13 protein-coding genes and 1 pseudogene are annotated in these 25,912 nt (G+C 58.9%); 5 read left to right on the top strand and 9 right to left on the bottom strand.

Annotated features, from left to right (window positions below; translation table 11 throughout):
* Window positions 1–66: 66 nt before the first annotated feature.
* Window positions 67–2,700 carry an autotransporter outer membrane beta-barrel domain-containing protein gene (locus tag CKW23_RS17385; RefSeq protein ID WP_025260103.1) on the top strand — a complete coding sequence of 878 codons (2,634 nt, stop codon included), beginning with the start codon at window positions 67–69 and terminating at the stop codon, window positions 2,698–2,700.
* A gap of 381 nt (window positions 2,701–3,081) precedes the next feature.
* Here the strand turns inward: CKW23_RS17385 and glgB are convergent, their stop codons facing one another.
* From glgB to CKW23_RS17370, 3 genes are read right to left on the bottom strand one after another with little or no spacing between them, the layout of a single operon-like run.
* On the bottom strand, window positions 3,082–5,313 hold the full coding sequence (gene glgB, locus CKW23_RS17380; protein WP_025260102.1) for a 1,4-alpha-glucan branching protein GlgB: 2,232 nt from the start codon (window positions 5,311–5,313) through the stop codon (window positions 3,082–3,084).
* Window positions 5,310–8,639, bottom strand: coding sequence for a maltose alpha-D-glucosyltransferase (gene treS / locus CKW23_RS17375; protein WP_025260101.1), 3,330 nt, complete (start codon window positions 8,637–8,639; stop codon window positions 5,310–5,312). The genes glgB and treS overlap by 4 nt, the downstream gene beginning before the upstream one ends.
* A gap of 17 nt (window positions 8,640–8,656) precedes the next feature.
* Window positions 8,657–10,687: an alpha-1,4-glucan--maltose-1-phosphate maltosyltransferase gene (locus tag CKW23_RS17370; RefSeq protein ID WP_025260100.1), complete on the bottom strand. Its 2,031-nt coding sequence runs from the start codon at window positions 10,685–10,687 to the stop codon at window positions 8,657–8,659.
* A 646-nt stretch (window positions 10,688–11,333) separates the two neighbouring features.
* Between CKW23_RS17370 and CKW23_RS26275 the strand changes: the two genes are divergently transcribed.
* The 4 genes from CKW23_RS26275 to mapR all read left to right on the top strand — a co-directional run bounded on the left by CKW23_RS26275 (window position 11,334) and on the right by mapR (window position 13,711).
* Complete coding sequence (locus tag CKW23_RS26275) at window positions 11,334–11,528, top strand: hypothetical protein (protein ID WP_143008728.1); 195 nt, start codon at window positions 11,334–11,336, stop codon at window positions 11,526–11,528.
* A 65-nt stretch (window positions 11,529–11,593) separates the two neighbouring features.
* Window positions 11,594–11,770: a hypothetical protein gene (locus CKW23_RS26705; protein WP_167333078.1), complete on the top strand. Its 177-nt coding sequence runs from the start codon at window positions 11,594–11,596 to the stop codon at window positions 11,768–11,770.
* 113 nt (window positions 11,771–11,883) lie between these two features.
* Entirely contained in the window at window positions 11,884–12,105 is a 222-nt protein-coding gene (locus CKW23_RS17365; protein ID WP_025260099.1) for a DUF3203 family protein, read from the top strand.
* 178 nt (window positions 12,106–12,283) lie between these two features.
* On the top strand, window positions 12,284–13,711 hold the full coding sequence (gene mapR, locus CKW23_RS17360; protein WP_095068048.1) for a GntR family transcriptional regulator MpaR: 1,428 nt from the start codon (window positions 12,284–12,286) through the stop codon (window positions 13,709–13,711).
* 3 nt (window positions 13,712–13,714) lie between these two features.
* On the opposite strand, the gene CKW23_RS17355 is transcribed toward mapR, so the two are convergent.
* From CKW23_RS17355 to CKW23_RS17330, 6 genes and pseudogenes are all read right to left on the bottom strand, one after another.
* A complete protein-coding gene (locus tag CKW23_RS17355) occupies window positions 13,715–14,461 on the bottom strand; it encodes an SDR family oxidoreductase (protein ID WP_095068047.1) in 747 nt (248 codons plus the stop codon).
* Between the two features lie 172 nt (window positions 14,462–14,633).
* Window positions 14,634–16,697, bottom strand: a pseudogene (locus CKW23_RS17350) (putative bifunctional diguanylate cyclase/phosphodiesterase); the annotation flags it as partial.
* Window positions 16,698–16,875: 178 nt separating this feature from the next.
* On the bottom strand, window positions 16,876–18,336 hold the full coding sequence (locus tag CKW23_RS17345) for an efflux transporter outer membrane subunit (RefSeq protein WP_025260095.1): 1,461 nt from the start codon (window positions 18,334–18,336) through the stop codon (window positions 16,876–16,878).
* Window positions 18,333–21,437 (bottom strand): efflux RND transporter permease subunit, encoded by a 3,105-nt coding sequence (locus CKW23_RS17340; protein ID WP_025260094.1) that lies wholly within the window; start codon window positions 21,435–21,437, stop codon window positions 18,333–18,335. Before CKW23_RS17340 ends, CKW23_RS17345 begins: the two co-directional genes overlap by 4 nt.
* A complete protein-coding gene (locus CKW23_RS17335) occupies window positions 21,434–24,532 on the bottom strand; it encodes an MdtB/MuxB family multidrug efflux RND transporter permease subunit (RefSeq protein ID WP_025260093.1) in 3,099 nt (1,032 codons plus the stop codon). Before CKW23_RS17335 ends, CKW23_RS17340 begins: the two co-directional genes overlap by 4 nt.
* Window positions 24,529–25,845, bottom strand: a complete 1,317-nt coding sequence (locus CKW23_RS17330) for an MdtA/MuxA family multidrug efflux RND transporter periplasmic adaptor subunit (protein ID WP_025260092.1) — start codon at window positions 25,843–25,845, stop codon at window positions 24,529–24,531. The genes CKW23_RS17335 and CKW23_RS17330 overlap by 4 nt, the downstream gene beginning before the upstream one ends.
* Window positions 25,846–25,912 lie beyond the last annotated feature (67 nt).

Genomic DNA, 25,912 nt, shown 5'->3' with positions numbered 1-25,912 from the left:
GTGGTAGCCAGGCCAGCATTGAAACCATGAACCGCCTCCCTGACCACGTGTTCAGAGAGAGCAGTCATGAAAATCAACCACCGGTTACTCCTGCGCTTCATCGCTCGAATCCTTCCCCTGGCTGTACTGACCCTCTTCATCTCCCCCAACGCTCATGGTGCCTGCGATCTCGCCGCCACCATCACCAACGAGATACAGGTCTGTGACAGCGGCAGCAGCGGTCCCTTGAACAAACCAGGCGGTAATAACACGCTGATATTCCCTGCAGGAGGTACGGGTTCGATTAACGGCAGCGTCACCTATGGGCCAGGAAGCGACAGGGTCGAGATGAATTCCGGCAACATCACCGGCAGCGTCAATCAGGGCGCGGGGCCGGATCAGTTTCGCATCACGGCAGGAAACATCACAGGCGATGTCAATCAGGGTGCCGACCGTGACGATTTCTTCATGAGTGGCGGCACCCTGCGCTCGCTGACTCAAGGCGATGGCCTGGACACCTTTCTCATGACCGGCGGCACGATCAGTAGCGCCTTCGAGGATGGCGATCAGGCCAGAATGACCGGCGGTACCATAGGCCGCGTGGACATGAAACTGGATGACAATACCTTCGACATGTCAGGCGGAACCATCGTCAATAATCTGGTGGCCGGATTTGGCCGAGACACCATTATTGTATCGGGCGGCAGTATTGGGGGGCTGGTGAGCATCAGCGGTGGCAACGACCGGATTACCGTCAGTGGCGGCGAGATTCGCGGCGGGATACGCACCAGCTTTGGCAATGACACGTTCACCTGGCTCAATAGCGGCTACATACGCGGCAGCGTTTTGATGGAAAGCGACAATGACAGCGCAACACTGCGCAATCTGGATGAAAACCATCTGGGGCCAAACCCTCTGCTCAATGGCGGCGCAGGCACGGATCTACTGACCTTCGACGCAACCACCTCCGCCAAACCCGAACGCTATGCCAATTGGGAAACGGTCAATCTCGGTAACGGCTCACAACTGGACCTGGCAGGCATTTTCACACTGGGAGACAGCGTCAGCGGAACCGGGGTCATGAATGTCGATGCCAGCAGTACCCTGACATCCGTATCGGGCAGCATTTCACCCTTTACCAGCAGCGGCCTGGTCATACTCAATAATGCCGGTACTCTGGACATGAGCACCGGCAGTGCCAGCGACACACTCACGATCAATGGCAATTACGTGGGCAGCAACGGACAACTGTTGCTGCAATCGGTGCTGGGCGGTGACAACTCGCCCAGTGACAAGCTGGTGGTTTCCCGGGGAGCGATCAGCGGTACGACCCAGATCGCAGTCAACAATCTGGGAGGTACCGGAGCCTTGACCCTGCAGAACGGGATCGAGGTGGTACAGGCCGCCAATGGTGCAACCAGCGATAACTCGGCCTTCTCCCTGAAAAATTCATTGTCGGTCGGTGCCTATCAGTACTATCTGTTCAAGGGCGGCGCGACTGCAGACTCGGAGAACAGCTGGTTTCTGCGCTCTTCGGTGATTTCCGCACCTCTGGCGGCCATGCCTGTGCCCGAAGAGCCTGCCGCAGAACCACCCACTCCGACACCACCCTCGACACCCGTTCCTCCTGTAGCCCCGGCGCCAACGCCAGTCCCCACACCGACAAATCCCACACAGCCAACCGTGCAACCGGCCATCGCCCAGCCCATTCCGGCTCCGGGCACCCCGCCGCTTCCCGAACCGGTGCGTGGCGCTGCACCGGTTCCCTTGTATCGCCTGGAAGTGCCGAATTACGCTGTGGTGACGCCAGCGGTCGCAACACTGGCCCTGTCTTCACTGGGCACCTTCCATGAGCGTCAGGGCGACCAGAACCTGCTGACCGAAACCGGCGTATTGCCTGCTGGCTGGGCACGCCTGTTTGGCAATGACTTCAGGCAGGACTGGTCGGGCACCGTGGCTCCAAGCCTGGATGCATCGCTCAAGGGTTATCAGATCGGCCACGACTTGCTGGCGCTGCAAAACGGCGACGGGCGCACCCAGCGGGTCGGCCTGTTCGTGGCTCACACGCGCATGGACGGCCACGTCAAAGGCTTTGCCGAAGGCTTCAAGGATCGCCGGACCGGCAAACTGAAAATCCAGGGCGATAGCCTGGGCCTGTACTGGACCCTGATAGACCCGAAAGGCTGGTATGTGGATACCGTGGCGATGGGTACGCGGGTGGATGGCTCTACCCGCTCGCAACGTGGCATTCGCATGGACACTGAAGGCGATGCCCTGAGTCTTTCCATCGAGGCAGGTTATCCGATTGAGCTGAACCCGGACTGGGTCATCGAGCCCCAGGCACAAGTGATCCACCAGCGTATCGATCTTGATAGCCAGGACGATGGCATTTCCCATGTCGCCTTCGATTCACAGCCCTACACCAGCGCACGCCTTGGCGGGCGACTTGAAGGGCGCTATCAGGTGCGCGGTATTCCGGTCGAACCATTTTTGCAAGGCAACCTGTGGCACAACTTTGACGGCTCGGACACCCTGACCTTCGATCACAGCGACCGGATCAAGACTGAACACAAAGCCACCACGGCGGATCTGGGAGTGGGTCTGACAGCCAGATTGTCACGTGAAATCAGCCTTTACCTCAGCGCCGATTACAGCAGCAATCTGGATGACAATGACCTGGATGGGTTGCGGGGGAATCTAGGGGTCAGAGTGAGTTGGTAGGAGATCACCCGCCGCCTCGGCGCCGCGCTGTCGCTCTGTCGCGCAGCAAACAGGCGCAGGTGTTTCCAGATTCATGGTTCGGCTTGAGGCCGCCTTGCGCCTTTACGGCGCGTCACTTTGGTTTCGGCCAAAGCTTTTGCCGAAACAAAAGGGGGCCGCCGTAAAGGCGGAACCAGTAGGGCCAGCACATGCCGATAATGGATATGTACGCCGGATAACATTTTTACCCTACATAAAATACGTTCTAGTTCATGGTATTGCGTCTTTTTTGATGAGAGCGAATTCATTCGCGAGGCGGTATTTAAGACGATACATTTTTTCGGATGTATCGGTCTCTCGCGAATGAACGGATCGCCGCCCGATTGCTCCTACGCAGACGCGCTATTCCTCGACCTTGGGCTTGAGGATCAACACCGCCAGCGGCGGCAGGCTCAATGAAACGGAAGCTGGCATGCCATGGCTCGGACTGTCTTCGCTATGAACGCCACCACCATTGCCCAGATTCGACCCGGCATAAGTTTCAGCATCACTGTTGAGCAACTCGACCCAGGTTCCGGCAAAAGGCACGCCCACGCAGTAACTCTCACGAGGCACCGGGGTCATGTTGGCGACCACCAGCAGCGGCTCGCCCTCCTTGCTCCAGCGCAGCCACGCAAACACGCTGTTGGCCGCATCGTCACCGATCAGCCACTGGAAGCCCATCGGCTCGGCATCACGCTCGTGCAGGGCCTTTTCCTGGCGATACAAACGATTGAGGTCCGATACCAGCTTTTTCACGCCGATATGCTCGGCATATTGCAGCAGGTACCAGTCCAGTTGCTCGTCGTGGTTCCACTCGCGCCACTGGCCGAACTCACAGCCCATGAACAGTAGCTTCTTGCCCGGATGCGTCCACATGAAGGTCAGGTAGGCACGCAGGTTGGCGAATTTCTGCCAGCGATCACCCGGCATCTTGTCGATCAGCGAGTGCTTGCCGTGTACCACTTCATCATGGGAAATCGGCAGGATGAAACGCTCCGACCAGGCGTACACCAGGCCAAAGCTCAGCTCGTTATGGTGGTGGGCGCGGTGAATCGGGTCTTGCTGCATGTAATGCAGCGAATCATGCATCCAGCCCATGTTCCATTTATAGGAGAACCCCAGCCCGCCCTGCTGGGTGTTCTGGGTGACGCCCGGCCAGGCCGTGGACTCCTCGGCAATCACCATGGTGCCCGGCGCTTCAATCGCGACCACATCGTTGAGGTGACGCAGAAAGTCGATGGCTTCGAGGTTTTCACGCCCGCCAAAACGGTTCGGCACCCATTCGCCAGCCTTGCGCGAATAATCCCGATACAGCATCGACGCCACAGCATCCACCCGCAGGCCGTCGATATGGAAGTGCTTGAGCCAGTGCAACGCCGAGGCCAGCATGAAACCATGCACTTCGGTGCGACCGAGGTTGTAGATCAGGGTGTCCCAATCCTGGTGGAAGCCTTCCTGAGGGTTGCCGTATTCATACAGCGCCGTGCCGTCGAACTGGGCCAGGCCATGGGTATCGGTGGGGAAATGCGCAGGCACCCAGTCCAGGATCACGCCGATTTCGGCCTGATGGCAGGCGTTGACGAAGAATGCAAAATCCTCGGGCGAACCATAACGCGCCGTAGGAGCGAACTGCGCCAGCAATTGATAACCCCAGGAGCCACCGAAAGGGTGCTCCATGATCGGCATCAGCTCGATGTGGGTGAAACCCAGTTCCTTGACGTAAGGGATCAGTCTGTCAGCCAGTTCACGCCAGTTGTATTGCCGCCATTGTGTGCCATCTTCGTTCTGCTCCATCTGCCAGGACCCGGCATGCAGCTCGTAGATCGACAATGGCGCCGCCTGGGTGTGGCGGTCGCCACGAGAATGCAGCCAGTCATGGTCCTGCCAGTCGAATTGCAGGGGGTTGGCGACCTTTGATGCGGTATCGGGCGGCAAGGTGGTTGCCAGAGCCACCGGGTCGCACTTCAAGGGCAGAATGCCCTGGCTGCCCAGAATCTCGTATTTGTAGACCTCGCCTGCCTGCAAGCGAGGCACGAACACTTCCCAGACACCGGAGGGATGACGCAGGCGCATCGGATGGCGACGTCCGTCCCAGTTATTGAAGTTGCCTACCACCGAAACCCGGCGGGCATTGGGTGCCCAGACCGCAAAGCGCACGCCATCGATGCCCGCAACGTTGGTGATCTGTGCGCCCAGGCAACTGCTCAGGTCGCGGTGATTGCCTTCGGCAAACAGGTAGAGGTCCATTTCACCCAACAACGGACCAAAGCTGTAGGGATCTTCAGTGACCTGTTCACCGCCTGCCCAGTTGATCTTCAACAGGTATGGCTGTGCATGCTCGAAATGCCCGACGAAAAAACCCGGCACTTCGCTCATCTGCAGTTCACCAAGATCCCGCCCGTCATTCTGGGCAAGCACCCGGACACTCAAGGCACCCGGCAGATACGCGCGGATGAACTGCCCGTGAGCGCCATCGTCATGCGGCCCGAGAATGGAAAAGGGATCTCTGTGCTCCGCACGGATCAACGCATCCATATCGACGGCTGCGGGCATTGGTTGGCGGCCCGTGCCGATTTTGTCAGGCAAATTCATTTGGTTTCTCCATCGGATAATTCCAGCAACCCACGCAAACCTTGCAAAGGCACGGCCAACCAACTCGGACGATTCTCGGCTTCGTAGATCACTTCATAAGCAGCTTTTTCCAGGGTGAACAATTCCAGCGCTGCGCTCTCCCCTGTCTTGTCTTTCCATTCATGGGCCAGACCGGCGGTTGCCTTGCGATATCCGCCCAGAAAAGACTCGCGGGCCTGAGACAGATAGGTATCTGCCACAGACTGCCGGGCCACGCCAGCCTCTTGGGAAGTATCCACGCTCTGTGCGCTGCGCACGGCCATGGCGGCAGCGTAGTCGAAAGAGCGCAAAACGCCGCTGACGTCCTTGAACGGGCTGTGTTTGGCGCGCCGCTCGGGCAGGCTGCGGGCAGGTTCGCCCTCGAAGTCGATCAGGTAGGCATCGCCCTTGACCACCAATACCTGGCCCAGGTGCAGGTCGCCGTGAACACGCATGCGCAAACCGCCCACCGAGCGTTTGGCCAGATCCTGCACATGATTCTGGATGGACTTGCGCCGGGCGATGAGGTCGCTGACCAGTTGCTGATCATCGGCACCCAGCGAATCCTTGCGCTGATCGAGCAACTGCAGGGCACGATCAAGCTGTTCGCCGACGCTTTTCGCCGACGCCTGGCTGTCCTTGGCGCTGGTAACTTGCACCGCGAAGTCCGGGTTGTCGGTAGGTGTTGCCAGAACCTGGTGCATTTCTCCCAGCCGCTGCCCCAGATAACCGGAGAAATCCGCCAGTTCCAGCAATGCGTTGTAATGCTGCTCCTGCTCGGACACACCATGCGCCAGTGCATCGCGCACCGCCCGCTCCAGGTTGTTCTGGGTCCACTCCCAGGCATCGCCCTGATTGCTCAGGTAGCCCTGGGCAATCATCAACAGGTGCGGTTGTCCGTCATTGCCGACTCGGGTCACGGCACCCAGCAAAGGCGAAATGTTCCGATAACCGGCATTGGTCAGGTAAGCGCCCATTTCCAGCTCCGGGTGAATACCAGCACTGACCTTGCGGATCAGCTTGAGCACCAGACTGCTGCCCACCACCACCGAGCTGTTGGACTGCTCGGCGGACAGGTAACGCACCTCCGACTCATCGCTCAAGCCCAGCGGAGCCAGCTCCGAGGTGTTTTCAAAACGCAATTCGCCTTCGCTGCTGGTCAGTACGGTCTGATCCTGCATGCCCTGAATCACTGCGCGGATAAAGGTTTCCAAGGTGAAGGCATCGGTAATCAGACCTACTTGTCGACCACGTCGTACACGGGCCAGCGCCAGTTGCTGAGGCAAGGCACTGCTGATGTCGTCTTCGGCCAGCAGCCCGAAAGGCAGTTGATAGCGCTCAGGCTGGCCACCGGCCGTGACCTCGATTTCACTGAGCAGGACCGGATGCGACGGGTCGCCGAAGCGAACGGCATAGGTGATATTGACCTGCTCGATAGCCTTGTCCTTGCCCGCAAACCAGCGGCGCTTGGGCAGGTAGACCGCCAGGGAGGTGCTTTCCATCGTGCTGCGCAACGGCTCGTCGAGCAACTCCTCAAGACGCTTCTTGAGTACCAGCGTGGGAAAGTCCGGCATGCTTTGCGCAGGTTCCACGTGCCAACTGGGCATTTGATTCTCCGGGGCGAGAAGAAACCAGTAAAAACCATAAGGTGGCAGCGTCAGCAGATAACTCAGTTGCCCGATCGGCGGGAAAGCACTGCCGCCGAGCATTTCCACCGGAACAGTGCCCGCATGGGCCGACAGCTCAAGCTCGGCGGCCTGGGCGGCACTGGACACGTTGGCTACGCACAAAATGATCTCGTTATGTCCATCCGACCCCGTGTATTCGCGAATGTAGGCCAGGATGCGACGATTGGACGGCGACAGCATTTTCAGGGTGCCGCGCCCGAAGGCCTTCTGCTGTTTGCGTACGGCCAGCATGCGGCGATTCCAGTTCAGCAAGGAGTGCGGGTCTTTCTCCTGGCTTTCGACGTTGACCGACTGATAGCCGTACAGCGGGTCCATCAGCGGCGGCAATACCAGACTGGCCGGATCGGCCCGGGAGAAACCGCCATTGCGGTCGATGGACCACTGCATCGGCGTGCGAACCCCGTCGCGATCGCCCAGGTAGATGTTGTCACCCATGCCGATTTCATCGCCGTAATACAGCGTCGGCGTACCCGGCATGGACAACAGCATGCTGTTGAGCAGTTCGACGCGACGCCGGTCACGCTCCACCAGCGGAGCCAGACGTCGACGAATGCCCAGGTTGATACGTGCACGCTTGTCGGCCGCGTAGTAATTCCACAGATAGTCCCGCTCACGATCGGTGACCATTTCCAGGGTCAGCTCATCGTGGTTGCGCAGAAAAATCGCCCACTGGCAGTTGGCCGGAATTTCCGGTGTCTGGCGCAGAATGTCAGTGATCGGAAAACGGTCTTCCTGGGCCAGCGCCATGTACATGCGCGGCATCAAAGGGAAGTGAAACGCCATGTGGCATTCATCGCCATTGGGTCCATGGGTATCACCGAAATACAGCTGCGTGTCCTCCGGCCATTGATTGGCTTCGGCCAGCAGCATGCGATCCGGATAATGGGCATCGATCTCGGCGCGGATACGCTTGAGGACCTGATGAGTCTCGGGCAGGTTCTCGTTGTTGGTGCCATCCCGTTCGATCAGATAAGGAATGGCATCCAGACGCAGGCCATCGATTCCCAGGTCCAGCCAGAAGCGCATGACGTCCAGCACGGCATCCATCACCTGGGGGTTGTCGAAGTTCAGGTCCGGCTGGTGGGAGTAGAAACGGTGCCAGAAGTACTGACCGGCCACCGGGTCCCAGGTCCAGTTGGACTTTTCCGTGTCCAGAAAGATGATCCGCGTGCCTTCGTACTTCTGGTCGGTATCGGACCACACATAAAAGTCGCGAGCCTTGGAGCCGGGCTTGGAGTGCCGCGCCTTCTGGAACCACGGATGCTGGTCCGAGGTGTGATTGATGACCAGCTCGCTGATGACCCGCAAGCCACGCTTGTGAGCCTGAGCGATAAATTTCCTGGCATCAGCCATGGTCCCGTAATCGCTGTGCACATCGCGATATTCGGAAATGTCGTAGCCATCGTCACGTCGTGGCGAGGGATAGAACGGCAACAGCCAGATGGTGTTGACGCCCAGTTCGGCAATGTAATCGAGCTTGTCGATCAGGCCGGCAAAGTCACCGATACCGTCGTTGTTGGAGTCGAAGAACGACTTGACGTGAACTTGATAGATCACCGCGTCCTTGTACCACAGCGGGTCGTTGATGAATGTGGCGTTAGTAGCTTTCTTCTTCGCCATTACGGGCTCCTGCCTCTTCAATTCGCGGCCTGGATCCGCCAGATGCCAAATGGCTGATACGAAGGGTCGATCCGCATCCACTGAATCTTGCCGTACCAGGTCCAGCGATGCCCGGTCATCAGGTCTTCGCCCGACGTAGCAGCATCGTCAGGCAAACCCATATCCCAAAGCGGCAACTCGAAGTGCGCCTCCTGGGCATTGAACGGATCGAGGCTGACCGCAACCAGAATGAAGTTGCTGCCATCATCCGAGCGCTTGCCGAAATACAGAATATTGTCGTTCCAGGCCGCATACAGCTTCAGGCCCAGATGGGTCTGCAGCGCCGGGTTCTGCCTGCGGATGCGATTGAGCTGGGCGATCTCGGCAATGATATTGCCTGGCGCCGTGAAGTCCCTGACGCGGATCTCATACTTCTCGGAATCCAGATATTCCTCCTTGCCGGGAATCGGGGCCGACTCGCACAACTCGAAGCCCGAATACATACCCCAAAGGCCCGAGCCCATGGTGGCCAGCGCAGCACGGATCAGAAAACCTGCCCGCCCCGACTGGTGCAGAAAGTACGGGTTGATGTCCGGCGTATTGACAAAGAAGTTGGGACGATAGCAATCGCGCAATGGCGGCTGATTGAGCTGGGTCAGGTACTCGGACAGCTCGGCCTTGGTGTTGCGCCAGGTGAAATAGGTATAGCTCTGTGAATAGCCGACCTTGCCCAGCCGCGCCATCATCGCGGGTTTGGTAAAGGCTTCGGCCAGGAACATCACATCAGGATGCTGGCTGCGAATGTCACCGATCATCCACTGCCAGAACGGCAGCGGCTTGGTGTGCGGGTTGTCGACCCGAAAGATCTTCACGCCCTCCTCGACCCAGCCCAGCACGATGTCCCGCAACTCCAGCCACAGGCCGGGAATCGCATCGGCGGCATAGAAGTCGACGTTGACGATGTCCTGATATTTCTTCGGCGGGTTTTCCGCATAACGGATGGTGCCGTCCGGGCGCCAGGAGAACCAGCCCGGATGCTGCTTGAGCCAGGGATGATCCTGAGAACACTGAATAGCGAAATCCAGAGCGATTTCCAGACCATGTTCTGCGGCGGCCGCTACCAGATTACGGAAATCCTCAAGGGTACCCAGTTGCGGGTGAATGGCCTCATGACCGCCATCTTCACTGCCAATGGCATACGGGCTGCCGGGATCGTCCGGGCCTGCAGTCAACGAGTTATTGGGGCCTTTGCGGTGAGCGCGTCCGATGGGATGTATCGGCGGGAAATACAGCACATCGAAGCCCATGTCCCGAATCATCGGCAGGCGCGAGTGCACATCATTGAAGGTGCCGTGCCGTGCCGGATCATCGGTAATCGAGCGGGGAAACAACTCATACCAACTGGCGAACTGCGCCAGCTGGCGCTCCACATCCAACGGGAACTCGATGCTACGGCTCAGAAACGCACGGTTGTCTGCCTGAACCATCAAGGCCGAGGTTTCACTGTGCAAGAGCAATGCGACACGGCCATCGGCGTCTATCTGGCCGAGACGTTCGAGAACACTTTCGATCTGCTGGCGCAAGGCTCCCTGAGTGCGTTCGGCCGCATGCAGCAGATGCAGGCGCCCTTCTTCAAGCTCCAGCTCGATTGACACACCGGCTGCGAACTTTTTCTCCAGTTCGTAGCGATAGCTGGCGTACTGATCGATCCAGGCTTCCAGGCGAAACACATAACGGTCAACCGATGTCGGGGTGAACTCACCGATCCAGCTGTCATTGCCCAGGTCACGCAACAAAGCGTCCTGCCAGTTCTCTTCACCATCAGCCCGCCAACAGACACGCACCGCCAGCTTGTCATGCCCGTCGGCAAACACCTTGCTGGTCACCGTGACCTTCTGCCCGACGATGCCCTTCACGGCAAACAACCCGCCATCGATCACCGGCATGGTGTCTTCGATCACGATACGCGGCAATTGCAGGGCATGGGTCAGGGTCAAGGGACGGGTTGGGTGTGGAACATCAGAGGCCAGGGAATCCGGGCCGTATGGCTGATCAGCAGTCACATTCATCGAGCATCACTCCTCACGCCCCTGGGACGCTCCTGTGCAATCCATGCAGAAAAAAGGTTTTGTATCGATGCGGTGCGCACAGGAAAAGACGGTCCTGATTCGCCTGAATCTGTCGCATGGTTTTCCGAGCCGCCGGTACAGGCAAAGTTCAAAAAGTTTGAGAACGAGCCTCAGCGTAGACGAATCTGTTCGCTCAGGGCCGGGCCATTCCACAGCGCATAACGCCTGAGCGGCTAGGGAAAGCAAAACCTGGACGACCGTTTGTCGGCTTTTTTTGGGAGGTATGTCAAGTGTGCAGAGTTGAAGCGGTGGGAGACGGCTTGGAGATAAATGTGCGTAGTTTCTCAAATCAGATATTTATTGAGTGTGACCCTGCCTGTTGATTGGGTTTACGGAAACATCTTACAACCATCAAGGAGTCCGAATAAAATTCAGCAACAACTTAGAAACCTCCTAAATACACGTGAGACGTTTCCACAAAAGAAAACTTATAAATTCTGGCACGCGCAATCATGTTGACCTGAAGGCATGAAACAAATAAAAAACGCCGTACATCCAGACTAATCCTGTGCACTCCAGCCAAAGCCGGCAGCACGCATGCCGCCAAGGCAAGCCGCATTTTACAAGCCCGCAAAGAAGGCAAGCCATGCCAATTAAAATCTTTGATTACGAACTTTTGTTTTTTGACATTCAACACCCAGGCGCCATTAAAGACAGTACATCAGAGACACAATGGCGCGTATTAAGAGAACTGAGAGAAGCACAAGCAGCCTCATATACAACAGAGGACGAAACAACCACTCAGCGCACACTCTTGTCGCCCCAGAACAAAACAGTCTGAATTCCCGACCGCCCCCGACGGTCAAACATCACGAACGCCACTTATCTGGTATCGAGGTGAACACCATGAATATCCCCATTCCTGCCGAAACACCGGACCCGAATATCGATAACCCCGCCCTGCCCGTGCCGCCCCCCGCCGAAGAGCCGCCACCGACCAGGCCGCCGGTGATTCAGCCACCGGCGGGCGATCCACCGCCGCAGGAGCCACCTGTCATTGTGATGGACGACTTGCCGCAATGATCGGGAGCAGGAGGTTGCGCCTCTGCACACCTCCTGCGTCGAACCCTGACCCCAATCAATGTGCAGGGCATGAATGTCTGAGAGTTTTGACGCACACCTCAAGGAGCTGTGCCATGACACTGGAATTCGATAGCGCTCACCAATCCTGCTCCGTGACATTTCACGATAGGATTTTGCGCAGCCTCGTGGCTGATGTGATCATCACGACCAACGATGCGACCCATATGTCCGAGGCGCTGATAGATGGACAGCACGTACCGATAACCGAGGCGGATGCCGATGCGTTGACGGTGCAAGGTGCGCAGGACAAGCGACATCACACCGTCAGAGAGTAGGCGCGAATTCATTCGCGAGACGGTATTTCAAACGACATGACTCTTCGGGTGTACGAACTCTTCGCGAATGAATTCGCTTGTACGGCGTTTATCTGATCTGCTTTTTAATCACAAACCTGCATCTGTTCTGCAAACAGCCTCGCCTTTATAGTCCGGCTACCTCATTAGCGGTGATGCCATGAAGCGTTACGAGAAGTATGCCGACGATGTAGCCGAGTTGATTCGCAGTGGCGTGTTAGGGCCGGACCAGCGGGTGCCTTCGGTGCGTTATGCGAGCCAGACCCATGGCATCAGCCCTTCCACCGTGTTCCAGGCCTATTACCTGCTGGAACGTCGCGGGTTGATTCGGGCACGGGCTCGCTCCGGGTATTTCGTCAACAGCATTGTCGGCAATACTCCCAAACCGTTCAGCGAGCCCCAGGTCAGCACCCAGGTCAATGAATCCACCGAGGTGGATGTCAGTGAGCTGGTGTTTTCAGTGCTGGACTCCATCAAGGACCCCAATACCGTGCCCTTTGGCTCGGCCTTCCCCAGTCCGATGCTGTTTCCGTTGCCGCGCCTTTCCCGTTCGCTGGCCAGCGCCAGCCGTGACATGGACCCGCGCATGGTGGTCACCGACATGTCGCCGGGCAATCCGCAACTGCGCCGCCAGATCGCCTTGCGCTACATGGTCAATGGCCTGGTGTTGCCCATGGAGGAATTGCTGATTACCAATGGCGCACTGGAAGCCCTGAATTTGTGCCTGCAAGCCGTCACCGAGCCGGGTGATCTGGTGGCCATCGAAGCGCCGGCGTTTTACGCCTGCCTGCAAGTGCTGGAGCGCCTGAAACTCAAGGCTGTGGAGATTCCGACTCATCCCCGTGACGGTATCGATCTGGGCGTTTTGAAACAGGCTCTGGAACGCCATCCGATCAAAGTCTGCTGGTGCATGACCACTTTCCAGAACCCGACCGGCGCTCTGGTCCCTGAAGCGCGCAAACGTGAATTGGTGGAATTGTTGCGCGAGCATCAGGTGCCGTTGATCGAGGATGATGCCTACGCCGAGCTGTACTACGGTCCTCAGGCCCCGAAACCGGCCAAAGCCTTCGATACCGATGGGCTGGTCATGCATTGCGGCTCGTTTTCCAAAAGCCTGGCGCCAGGCTATCGGATCGGCTGGGTGGCGGCTGGCCGCTACGCGCAGAAAATCGAACGCCTGAAACTGATGACCTCACTGTGCGCTTCGATGCCCGCTCAGGCCGCCATTGCGGACTATCTGCAACACGGTGGTTACGACCGGCATCTGCGTAAATTGCGCTATGCACTGGAAGATCAACAGCGAGCCATGCTGGGTGCCATCGGTCGATACTTCCCGGCACAGACCAGGGTCAGTCAGCCGGTGGGCGGTTATTTTCTGTGGGTTGAACTGCCGGAGCCGCTCGACTCGCTGAAAGTCTTCCAGGTGGCGTTGGCACAGGGGATCAGTATTGCGCCGGGACCAATTTTTTCGCCAACCCGACGCTTTGGCAACTGCATTCGCCTGAACTACGGCAGCCCCTGGACCACGGCCTCCGAAAAGGCCATGGAAACCCTGGGGCGGATCATTCGTTCGTTGCTGGACAATTGAGCCTCAGCGCCCGCCCGCCGCATCAATAAAAGTGCCGGTCACGTATGAAGCATGGTCCGACAGCAGCCAGACGATGGTTTCGGCCACCTCTTCGGCTTTTCCGCCCCGACACATGGGGATGTCCCCTTCGAGCTTGCTGACCCGAAACGGATCGCCACTCAGGGCATGAAAGTCGGTGAAGATAAAGCCCGGTCTTACCGCATTGACCCGAATCCCCTCGCCTGCGACCTCCTTGGACAAACCGATGGTGAACGTATCCAGCGCCCCCTTGGAAGCGGCGTAATCGATATATTCACCCGGCGCACCCAGTCGGGCGGCAGCCGAGGTCACGTTGACGATGCTGCCGCCGTTGCCGCCATGGCGCGGCGACATGCGCAACAAGGCGTGTTTACTGCACAGCATCGGGCCGACCACGTTGGTCATCATGATCTTGAGCATGCGGAACTCGGACATGTCGTCCAGCCGCGAGGTATGGGCAATGGTCCCGGCGTTGTTGACCAGATGAGTAACAGATCCCAACTCTGAATCGATACGCGCATAGAGGCGGATGATTTCGTCCTCGTTACTGACATCGGCCTGTACCGCAATGGCCTGCGCCCCCAATTCCCGGACTCGGGTGCATATTTTCTCGGCAGAAGCATGGTCGGACAGGTAATTGATGCAGATTCGATAACCGTATGAAGCCGCCAGAAGCGCCGTGGCAGCACCGATCCCGCGGGAGCCGCCGGTAATGAGGAGGACTTTATCCATGAATGTCTCTCGTGGGTTTTTCAGGGGCCAGGGATCGCCAGGGATCCGTTGCTCACACAGAGCCTAGCGGACCCACGGCGCTCGCATGCAGAATCGATCCTGCCAGCGTTTTGATATGAACGCCATCCTGTATTTCAGCCATCGCTCCATTCAGCCTCGTCGATGAGTCCTCCTCGATCGACTGGATATGACTCATGAATTGTTGCGCAGGTAATGGAATCCCCAGCAGATAGCCCTGCAAGGCATTGCAACCCAGGTTGGTAAGAAAGCTCTGCTGAACACTGTTTTCAACGCCTTCGGCAACAATGCGCAAGTCCAGAGCCCGGCCTACGGCAACGATGGCCGAAACGATGGCGGCATCATCAAGGTCATGGTCCAGGTCACGGACGAAACCACGGTCGATCTTGATTTCATTGGCTGGCAGATGCTTGAGGTACATCAGGCTGGAGTAACCGGTGCCGAAATCGTCAATGGAAATATCGACGCCCATGGCCGAGAGCTTCTGCAAGACGTGCATGGTGACCTCGGCATTGCTCATGGCCGTGGTTTCGGTAATTTCCAGGGTCAGGCAGTTGGGCGCGAGCCGGTGCCTGGACAAGGTATTGGCGACCGTCGTGACCAGTCCGGCATGACAGAACTGCAAGGCCGACAGGTTTACCGCAATACGCCAATGGGTGTAGCCCTGGGCATACCATTCGCTCATCTGGCGACAGGCTTCATCCAGCACCCATTCGCCAATCGGGATAATCAGGCCGGTCTTTTCCGCCAGCTCGATGAACGTGTCCGGCCCGAGCATACCCTGCTCCGGGTGATTCCAGCGCAGCAAGGCTTCAGCCCCGACAGGCGTATTGGTGACCGCATCGAACTTGGGCTGGTAGTGCAGGCAGAAATGCTTGTGCCGGATGGCTGTGCGCAAGTCTTGCAGGACTTGCATCTGGTTGCGGGCATTGGCGTTCATCGACGACTCGAAGAAGCTGTAACCGTTCTTGCCGGCCGCCTTGGCGTGATACATCGCTGCGTCGGCGTTCATCAGCAGTTCATGCAGGGTCTGGCCATTGCCCGGGTATATGCAGATCCCGATGCTGACCGAAACCTGCAAAGTGTGTCCGGCAATATCGAACGGTTGGGCAATCACATTCACCTGGCGGGAAGCCACGGCCAATGCATCTTCGACATCCTGCAACTCCATCAGCAACACGAACTCATCGCCACCGATACGCGCCAGGGTGTCATGGCGGTGCAGGTTTTCACGCAGGCGCAACGCGACCTGACGCAACAGCTGATCGCCGACATGATGACCAAACGCATCGTTTACCGGCTTGAAGCCATCCAGATCCATGAACATCAACGCAAAACAGCCGCCACTGTCGTTCGCCTTCTTCATGGCCTGCTCGATACGATCCGCCAGCAGTACACGGTTCGGCAGGCTGGTCAGGCTGTCATGCAGGGCCAGGTGAGTCAGTTCACGGTTGGCTTCGAGCAGCGAATTGGCCAGCACAGCGGTGCGGGCTTCCAGACGGGCGTCGAGGATCGAGGTCAGGAGCACAATAGTCAGTACCGCCAGGCTGGTGACCAGCACCAGCTTGTCCAGGCCGTCGGTTTTGAGCCCGTTACCCAGCGCGCCACAGAAGCTGCCCTCGGGAAAGCTGGCCGCCGCCATGCCGGTGTAGTGCATGCCCACGATGGCCACGCCCATGACCACAGCAGCCCCGGCACGGACCAGAAACACATTGGAAGTCCGGTTGCGCAAACGGAAGGCAATCCAGATGGCAGCCGCCGAAGCCAGCACGGCAATCAACAAGGACAAGATGAACAGAAAGGGGTCGTATTCGATGCCGGGCTGCATACTCATCGCAGCCATGCCGGTGTAATGCATGGCACTGATGCCGCCCCCCATGAACAAGGCACCGAGCGCAAGGTGCGACAAGGGTAATTGCGGCTGATTGACCAGCCACAAGGCAATCCCCGAAGACACCATTGCAATCAGCAGTGACCACAGGGTCAGAGAGATGTCGAAACCCACCTCGATGGGCAACTGGAAAGCCAGCATCCCGATAAAGTGCATGGAGCAGATGCCGATGCCCATGGCAAAAGCTCCGCCGCCCATCCATATGTAAACGGCACGGCCTTTGGCCGAAGCAATGCGGCCAGCCAGATCGAGAGCGGTATACGAAGCAAGGATCGCAACGAATATGGAGATGAAGACCAGTGAGGGCGTGTAGTGACCAGTCAACATGAGCGCTCCTGTGACATGGATCCGGTTAACGCATCCATGCCAGACAGTGCGGGCAATTCTACGCAAAAGCAGGAAAATGTCGCGTCAGGCGCTCACAAATATGGCTATTAGCCACATACAAAATAACTATTTCAGACAGATAGCACATTGATGTCATCCGCCCTCCTCGATGCACTGATCATTCCTTGATCTGCAGACCGCTCCGGGCATCCCAGCCACCCCCCATTGCAGCGATCAACTGCACACTGGCAATCAGGCGGCTTTGCAGCACATTCAAGACGCTGCGCTCGTTGCTCAGCGCAGTGGTCTGCACATTGACGACATCCAGATAGCCGATGACTCCGGCTTTGTATTGGTTGCTGGTCAGGCGCAGGGATTCACGGGCAGCATCCAGCGCTTCCTGCCGAACGGTCGCTTCCTCCTCGTAAACCTTGAGCTGAACCATGTAGTTTTCCACCTCCTGGAAGCCGTTCAGGACCGTTTGCCGGTATTGCGCAACGGTCTGGTCATAGACGGCTTCAATGCGATCGACTTCCGCAGAGCGTCTGCCGGCATCGAACAGCGTCAGGGCCATTTGCGGCCCGACCGACCAGAAGCGGTTCGGCAGGCTGATCCAGTTGGAAAACGAATTGCTGTTATAGCCGCCACTCAGGCTCAGGGTGAAATCCGGGTAGTAAGCGGCCTTGGCGACACCGATGTTAGCGTTGGCGGCCATGATGGAGCGTTCGGCAGCCGCGATATCAGGGCGACGCTCCAGCAATTGCGAAGGAATGCCCACCGGAATCTGCGGCAACTCCGGGATCGTGGTCGTCGCTGGCAGATTGAACTCGGCTGGCGCCATGCCCATCAAGACCGCGATGGCATTCTCGAACTGGGCGCGCTGCCACGTCAGATCAATCAGGTCGGCCTGGGTGGTCTTGAGCTGGGTCTGGGCCTGGGCCACGGCTTCGCGCCCGGAAATACCGGCCTGATACTGATTGCGGGTCATGGTCAGGGAACGTTCGTAAGCCTGGACAGTGGACTCCAGCAAACGCTTCTGCTCGTCCAGCACCCGCAATTGCAGGTAGTTCTGCACCAGTTCCGATTGCAGGCTCAACTGCATGGCAGCCAGATCTGCAAGGCTGGCCTGGGCGCTGGCGGTGTCGGCTTCCAGCCCACGGCGCAACTTGCCCCAGATATCGGCTTCCCAGCTCACGCCCAGTTGAGCATTGTAGGAATCGTTGATACCGCTGGAACCCGACGTACTGGTGCTGGAGGAACCCTGGCTCGAGCGGGTCTTGCCGGCCGTCAGGTCCAGCGTGGGAAACAGCGCACCGCGGGAACTGCGCACCAATGCCCTGGCCTGCCGGTACTGGGCTTCATATTGTGCGACCGTCTGGTTGGAACTGTTGAGCCGCTCCACCAGCGCATTGAGCTCGCTGTCGCCATACACCTCCCACCATGCGCCACGGGCCATGGCATCGCTCGGTGTCGCCTGACGCCAGCCCTCGGCCGCCTTGAACTGCACAGGCGTGGTCACTGACGGCTTGTGGTAGTCAGGCCCTACGGCACAGGCGCTCAGCAGCAGGACGCAAAGCCCCGTTGCCAGTGGCCGGACAAGCCACTGCGGGTTGGATTTGATTGCCGGATGGTCAGTCATAGCGGGGTTTCCAGAGCAGCATCGGTGCGCACGCCACGCCAGCGATTGAATCGGTGGCGCAGCCGGTCGAGATAGAGGTAAACCACGGGGGTGGTGTAAAGGGTCAGAATCTGGCTGAAGACCAGTCCGCCGATAATGGTCAGGCCCAGCGGACGGCGCATTTCCGCACCTTCGGCGTTACTCAGCAGGAGCGGCAAGGCCCCCAGAATGGCAGCAATCGTGGTCATGAGGATCGGCCTCAGACGTTGCAGGCAGGCACTGCGGATCGACTCCTGTGGCGTCATTCCCGATTCACGCTCCAGATGCAGGGCCAGGTCGATCATCATGATGGCATTTTTCTTCACGACCCCAATGAGCAGAAACAGCCCCAACAGGGAAATCAGACTGAATTCGCCGCCCAGCACATAGATGCTCAGCAAGGCTCCGACACCGGCCGACGGCAGGGTCGAGAGGATCGTCAATGGATGAATGTAGCTTTCGTAAAGAATCCCCAGCACCAGATAAACCGCCAGCAAGGCCCCGAGAATCATCAATGGCTGGCCTTTCTGAGTGGCTGCAAAGGCGTCGGCAGCACCGGCCATCTTGGAGATGACTTCCGAAGGCAAACCGACCTTTGCAATCGCACGCTCTATGGCCACCGTCGCCGTGTCGAGGCTGACGCCTTCGGCCAGATCGAAGGAAATGCTTTCCGAAGCGAACTGGCCTTCATGGGACACCCGGTCATTGGCAAGACTGCGCTCATAATGGGCAATGCTCGACAATGGCACGCGCTGCCCGTCTGCGGTAATCACCTGCACCTGCTGTAGCGTGACCGGGTCCTGCGCGTATCGGGGGTTGACCTCCATCACCACCTGATACTGGTTCAGGGTGTCATAGATGGTGGAAACCTGACGCTGGCTATAGGCGTTGTTGAGCACGGTGGTCACCATGTTCATGTCGATACCCAGGCGCTTGGCTGCATCCCGATTGACCACCAGAGTGACCTGCTGGGCACCGCGCCCTTCACGGGCGTCGATGGCGGTCAGCTCAGGCAACGCCTTGAGGGCTGCCACGACTTTCGGATACCACTCGCGCAAGCTTTGCAGGTCACCGCTTTGCAGAATGTACTGATACTGGGAGCTGGCCTGTTCACGACCACCGCCCAGTTGCAGGTCCTGATCCGGGGCCAGGAACAATCGCCCGCCCGGCACATGAGGCAGGGTCTTGCGCAAACGCTCGACCACCTGGGTCGCGGATACCTTGCGTTCGGAAATCGGCTTCAGGCGTACGATCATGAAGGCGTTGTTGGTCCCGCCACTGCCGCCGATGAACCCCGCAACACTCTGCACCGCCGGATCGGTCAGCACGGCACGGCGGAAGATTTCCATCTTGGGCTGCATCACGGTGAACGAAAGACCGTCATCGCCACGAATGAACCCCATCAGTTGCCCCGTATCCTGCTGCGGCAGGAAGGTCTTGGGCACCACCACATACAGCGCGACGTTCACCACGATGGTAATCAGCAGGCTGAGCAGCGTCAGACGCGGGTGACGCAGCACCCAGCCAAGGGAACGGTCATAGCCGACCACCATGCGATCGTTGACGCGCTGGCTCCAGCGTTGAAAAGCACTCTTTTCCTGCTCCTGAGGCTTGAGCCAGCGCGCGCAGAGCATCGGCGTCAACGTCAGGGAAACCAGCAGTGAAACGATGATCGCCACCGACAGCGTGATGGAAAACTCCCGGAACAGGCTTTCCACCAGACCGCCCATGAACAGGATCGAGATGAACACGGCCACCAGCGAAACGTTCATGGACAACAACGTGAAACCGACTTCCTTGGACCCCAGGTAAGCCGCCTTCATCGGCGGGACACCCTCATCGATATGCCGGGAAATGTTCTCCAGCACCACGATTGCGTCGTCCACCACCAGCCCGGTGGCCAGAATCAGGGCCATCAGCGACAGGTTGTTCAGGGAGAAACCGCACAGATACATGATGGCGAAAGTACCCACCAGGGAAACCGGCACCGCCAATGTCGGGATCAGCGAAGCCCGCAGACTGCCCAGAAACAGGAACACCACCAGAATCACCAGAACCACGGCAATCAACAGGGTCATCTCGGCTTCATGCAGCGTGGCCTTGATGACCGGCGAACGGTCCATGGCGATATTCAGCTTCACACTGGCAGGCAAGACCGCCTGCAAGGCAGGCAACTGCTCCTTGATCTGCGCCACCGTCTCGATGATGTTGGCACCGGCCTGACGGTTGATAACCAGCAGCACGGCCGACTGGTCATTGAAGAAACCACTGTTGTAGCGGTTTTCCACGGCGTCGCTGACCTTGGCCACATCCTTGAGACGCAGTGCCGCGCCATCCTGATAGCGAATGATCAGTGGCGCGTAATCCTTGGCCTTTTCCAGCTGGTCGTTGGCCTGGACCTGCCAGTTATGCTGGCTGTCTTCCACAAACCCCTTGGGACGACGCACGTTGGAACCGGTGATGGTGGTGCGCACTTCGTCGAGGGAAACACCGTACTGGTCCAGCATGTTCGGTTCCAGCTCGATACGCACGGCCGGTAGCGAACTGCCGCCAATCTGCACCTCGCCGACACCAGTCACCTGAGAGAGGCTCTGGGACAGGATGGTCGAGGCCAGATCGTAGAGCTGCCCTTTTTCCAGCACATCGGAAGTCAGGGTCAGTACCATGATCGGTGCCTGGGAAGGGTTGACCTTCTTGTAGGTCGGCATGCTGCGCATGCCACTGGGCAACAGATTGCGCGAGGCGTTGATTGCCGCCTGCACTTCCCGCGCCGCACCGTTGATATCCCGGTCCAGGTCGAACTGCAGGATCACCCGGGTCGTCCCCTGGCTCGAGCTGCTGCTCATGGTATTGATGCCGGCGATGGATCCCAGCGAGCGCTCCAGCGGCGTGGCCACACTGGAGGCCATGATCTCGGGGCTCGCGCCCGGCAGGCTGGCCGATACCACAATCACCGGGAAATCCATGTTCGGCAACGGCGCCACGGGCAACAGCCTGAAACTGACCGCGCCCAGCAGCATGATTGCCAGACTCAGCAGAACGGTGGCGACCGGCCTGCTGATAAAGGGTGCGGACAGGTTCATGCTTCGACCTGTCTTGAGTCAGGCTTGCGCGCCCAGCGACGGCCAAGGCGATCGAAGTACAGATAGATCACCGGGGTCGTGAACAGCGTGAGGATCTGGCTGAGCAACAGGCCGCCGACCATCACCAGCCCCAGCGGCTGACGCAGCTCTGCGCCGGAGCCGGTGGCCAGCATCAGCGGTATCGCGCCGAACAGCGCCGCCAGGGTCGTCATCAGGATCGGCCGGAAACGCAGCAACGCCGCTTCATAGATAGCCGTTTCGGGGTCGATGCCGCGATTACGTTCGGCGTCCAGGGCGAAGTCGATCATCATGATGGCATTCTTCTTGACGATACCAATCAGCAGAATGATGCCGATGATGGCGATCATCCCCAGATCGTTGCCGCTGATCATCAGAGCCAGCAATGCGCCCACCGCTGCCGATGGCAGGGTCGAGAGAATGGTGATCGGGTGGATATAACTCTCGTAGAGCACACCCAGCACGATGTACATGGTCACCACCGCCGCCAGGATCAGCAGCAGCGTGCTGGACAACGAGGCCTGAAACGCTGCGGCAGCGCCCTGGAACTGGGTCTGCACGCCAATCGGCATGCCGATGTCTTTCTGTACCTGCTCGATCACCTGCACCGCCTGGCCCAGCGCCACATCAGGCGCGAGGTTGAACGACATCATGACCGCCGGGAACTGCCCCATATGGGCAATCGCCAGTTGTGCCTGACGCTGCTCGACCCTGGCCAGACTCGACAGCTTGACCTGACCGCCATCGGTGGTCTTGACGTGAATCTGCTCCAGCGCCCTGGGGCCCAGCTCGTTGCCGGAAGCCGCCTGCAGCACCACTCGATACTGACTGGCCTGGGTGTAGATGGTGGAAATCTGCCGCTGACCGAAAGCGTCGTACAGCGCATCGGTGATATTGGCCACGGTAACGCCCACGCGGCTTGCAGCATCGCGGTCGATCATCAGGTAAACCTGCAAGCCCTTGTCCTGCAGGTCACTGGCGACATCGGTCAGTTCCGGGCGCTTGCTCAGGGCGTCCACCAGCTTGCCGCTCCACAGACTGAGCAGTTCGGCATCAGGTGACGACATGCTGAACTGGTACTGGGTCCGGCTGACCCGGTCTTCGATGGTCAGGTCCTGCACCGGCTGCATGAACAGGCGAATGCCCGACAAGCCGTCCAGTTGAGGTTGCAGACGCTGGATGACCTGCATGGCAGTCAGGTCGCGCTCGCCGTGGGGCTTGAGGTTGATCAGCAGGCGGCCGCTGTTGAGCGTCGCGTTGTCACCATCGACACCTATATAGGAAGACAGGCTCGCAACGGCAGGATCCTTGAGAATAATGTCCGCCAGCGATTGCTGACGCTCGCTCATGGATTTGAACGACACCGACTGCGGCGCTTCGGAAATACCCTGGATCACGCCGGTGTCCTGCACCGGAAAGAAGCCCTTGGGAACGGCCATGTACAGCACGACGGTCAAACCCATCGTACCGATGGCAACCAGCAGGGTCAGAGGCTGGTGCTTGAGCACCCAGCGCAGCTTGTCGGAATAGATGCGGATCAGCCAGTCGATCCAGGCACCGCTGGCGCGGTAGAAACGCCCCTGCTCTTCTTCCTTTGGCTCACGCTTGAGCAAGCGGGCGCACATCATCGGGGTCAGGGTCAGGGAAACAACAAGAGAAATCAGGATCGCCACTGCCAGGGTAATAGCGAACTCCCGGAACAGACGCCCGACCACATCGGCCATGAACAGCAGCGGGATCAATACGGCAATCAGCGACAGGGTAAGGGAAATCAGCGTGAAGCCGATCTGCTTCGCGCCCTTCAAGGCTGCCTGAAAAGGTGTTTCACCCTCTTCGATATGCCGGGAAATGTTCTCCAGCATCACGATGGCATCGTCCACCACAAAACCGGTGGCGATGGTCAGGGCCATCAGCGTGAGGTTGTTGATGGAGAAACCGGCCAGATACATCACGCCAAACGTGCCGATCAGAGACAACGGCACGGCAATCGACGGAATGATGGTTGCACTGACCCGGCGCAGAAACAGGAAAGTCACCAGTACCACGAGCACGATGGCGATCAGCAACTCATGCTGAACGTCGGTCACCGAGGCGCGGATGGTCTGGGTACGGTCGGTCAGCACAACCACATCCAGTCCGGCCGGCAGGTTGTCCGTGATGCTGGGCAGCAAGGCCTTGATCCGGTCTACCACCTCGATGACGTTGGCACCGGGCTGACGCTGGATATTGAGCAGCACCGCCTGATTGCGGTTGGCCCAGGCGGCCAGTCGCTCGTTTTCCGCACCATCGACGATCTCTGCCACATCCTTGAGACGCAGCGGTGCACCATTGCTGTAGGCCAGGATCAGGTTGGCGTATTCCTCGGGGGACTTGAGCTGGTCGTTGGCATCGAGCATCGACACCCGGGTCGGACCGTCGAAGTTACCCTTTGGCTGGTTGACGTTGGAGGCACTGATCAGCGTGCGCACGTCCGCCAGATTCAGGCCGTTGGCAGCCAGGGCTTCGGGGTTGACCTTGATCCGCACCGCCTGACGCTGCCCGCCCGCGATGCTGACCATGCCGACGCCGCTGATCTGGGAGATTTTCTGCGCCATGCGCGTATCCACCAGATCGTTGAGCTTGGGCAGCAGCATGGTCCTGGAAGTGATTGCCAGGGTCAGGACCGGCGTATCCGCCGGGTTGACCTTGTTGTAGACCGGTGGCGCAGGCAGATCATTGGGCAACAGGTTGGTCGCGGCATTGATGGCCGCCTGCACTTCCTGCTCGGCCACGTCCATGTTGATTTCAAGATTGAAACGCAAGGTGATGACCGACGCGCCGCCCGAACTGGTGGACGCCATCTGGTCCAGCCCCGGCATCTGCCCGAACTGTCGCTCCAGCGGCGCCGTCACGGCGCTGGTCATGACCTGCGGGCTGGCGCCCGGATACAGGGTCATGACCCGGATGGTCGGGTAATCCACCTGTGGCAGGGCCGAAACCGGCAATAGGGTGTAGGCGATCAAACCGGCCAGCACAATCGCCAACATGCTCAGCGTGGTGGCGACCGGACGCAGGATGAACAGGCGCGACATGTTCATGCTTGGTTTTTTTCCACCTTGTCGGCCGAGGCCGATTTATCGGTGGCCTTGTCAGGCTTGCCCTGCAACTGCTGGCCTGGAGTGGACGGCACGTCCTTGCTGTCAGTGACCACCTCCACTGCGGCTCCGTCGCGCAGCCGGTCGGTGCCTTCGAGCACGACCTGCGCACCGGCAGCCAGGCCTTCGAGCACGACGGTCGAGTTCTCATCGCTCGGGCCGGTCTTGAGCAGGTTGACCTTGACCTTCTTGTCGCCGTCCAGCGCATAGACAAAGGTGCCATTGGTGCCGAACTGCACGGCCGCTGTAGGTACCAGCACCGCTTGCTTGAGGGTATCGGCACGCAGGCGCACATTCACAAACTGATTGGGGAACAGCACTTCATCGCGGTTTTCAAAACGGGCCTTGAACTTCAGGGTGCCGGTGGTGACATCGATCTGGTTGTCCAGGCTCGCGAGCACACCAGTGGCCTGCAACTTGAGGTCGCCCCGGTCCCAGGCCTCGACAGGCAGTTTGTCGCTGCTGCGATAACGGGCGATGACGGCTGAAAGGTCTTTCTCCGGCAAGGTGAAGTTGACCGAAATCGGCTGGGTCTGGGTAATCACCACCAGCGCCGTGGTGTCGTTGGCAGCGACCAGATTGCCGATATCCAGTTGCTTGAGGCCGACACGTCCGGCAATCGGGGCCTTGATGCGGGTGAAGTCCAGATTGAGCTTCGCCTCCGCCACAGCCGCCTGATTGGACTTGATGGTCCCCTGATACTGGTTCACCAGGGATTCGGCAGTGTCCAGGGTCTGCTTGGCGATGCTGTCCTCGGCGAACAGCCCGCGGTAACGCTGCACATCGAGCTGGGCGTTCTTCAAAAGCGCCTGATTGGTCGCCAGGGTGCCTTCAGCCTGCTGCAACGCGACCTGATAGGTGCGCGGGTCGATTTCGGCCAGCAGATCGCCCGCCTTGACCATCTGCCCTTCCTGGAAATGGATACGGACCAGCTCTCCCGCCACACGGCTGCGCACATTGATGGTGTTGGTCGCAGTCACCGTGCCCAGCGCCTTGTAATAGATCGGAAAGTCGCCCTGGGTCACCGGGGCAACCCGCACCGGAACCGCTGCCGCCGAACCACCGAAACCTGGCCGCGCCACTTTGCCTGCACTTGCCGCTGCCGGTGCCTTGCCCGACTCGGCGCCCTTGTGGGATGAAGAGGACGCAGGCCAGAACCACCAGCACAAACCGACGATAACCAACAGGACCAGCAGACTGATCAACCAGCGACGGGAATTACGGGGGCCAGACGATTGCATGAATAAATCAACCATTACAGGTGGGGTTCTTCAGGAGGCTGAACAATAAGCACAGATGAGCTGCAAGCAAAGCGCCTTTACC

The sequence above is a fragment of the Pseudomonas sp. Irchel 3A18 genome, from assembly GCF_900187465.1.
In the GTDB taxonomy this organism is placed as follows: domain Bacteria; phylum Pseudomonadota; class Gammaproteobacteria; order Pseudomonadales; family Pseudomonadaceae; genus Aquipseudomonas; species Aquipseudomonas cichorii.
This window is presented reverse-complemented; position numbering and strand designations above follow the sequence as displayed.

What these genes read in the sequence shown, in the direction of transcription:
- CKW23_RS17330 (WP_025260092.1), bottom strand. Translation starts at nt 25,845, where the DNA reads ATGGTTGATTTATTCATGCAATCGTCTGGCCCCCGTAATTCCCGTCGC.
- CKW23_RS17365 (WP_025260099.1), top strand. Translation starts at nt 11,884, where the DNA reads ATGACACTGGAATTCGATAGCGCTCACCAATCCTGCTCCGTGACATTT.
- CKW23_RS17385 (WP_025260103.1), top strand. Translation starts at nt 67, where the DNA reads ATGAAAATCAACCACCGGTTACTCCTGCGCTTCATCGCTCGAATCCTT.
- CKW23_RS17345 (WP_025260095.1), bottom strand. Translation starts at nt 18,336, where the DNA reads ATGACTGACCATCCGGCAATCAAATCCAACCCGCAGTGGCTTGTCCGG.
- CKW23_RS17370 (WP_025260100.1), bottom strand. Translation starts at nt 10,687, where the DNA reads ATGAATGTGACTGCTGATCAGCCATACGGCCCGGATTCCCTGGCCTCT.
- CKW23_RS17340 (WP_025260094.1), bottom strand. Translation starts at nt 21,437, where the DNA reads ATGAACCTGTCCGCACCCTTTATCAGCAGGCCGGTCGCCACCGTTCTG.
- CKW23_RS17335 (WP_025260093.1), bottom strand. Translation starts at nt 24,532, where the DNA reads ATGAACATGTCGCGCCTGTTCATCCTGCGTCCGGTCGCCACCACGCTG.
- CKW23_RS26705 (WP_167333078.1), top strand. Translation starts at nt 11,594, where the DNA reads ATGAATATCCCCATTCCTGCCGAAACACCGGACCCGAATATCGATAAC.
- mapR (WP_095068048.1), top strand. Translation starts at nt 12,284, where the DNA reads ATGAAGCGTTACGAGAAGTATGCCGACGATGTAGCCGAGTTGATTCGC.
- CKW23_RS17355 (WP_095068047.1), bottom strand. Translation starts at nt 14,461, where the DNA reads ATGGATAAAGTCCTCCTCATTACCGGCGGCTCCCGCGGGATCGGTGCT.
- treS (WP_025260101.1), bottom strand. Translation starts at nt 8,639, where the DNA reads ATGGCGAAGAAGAAAGCTACTAACGCCACATTCATCAACGACCCGCTG.
- glgB (WP_025260102.1), bottom strand. Translation starts at nt 5,313, where the DNA reads ATGAATTTGCCTGACAAAATCGGCACGGGCCGCCAACCAATGCCCGCA.
- CKW23_RS26275 (WP_143008728.1), top strand. Translation starts at nt 11,334, where the DNA reads ATGCCAATTAAAATCTTTGATTACGAACTTTTGTTTTTTGACATTCAA.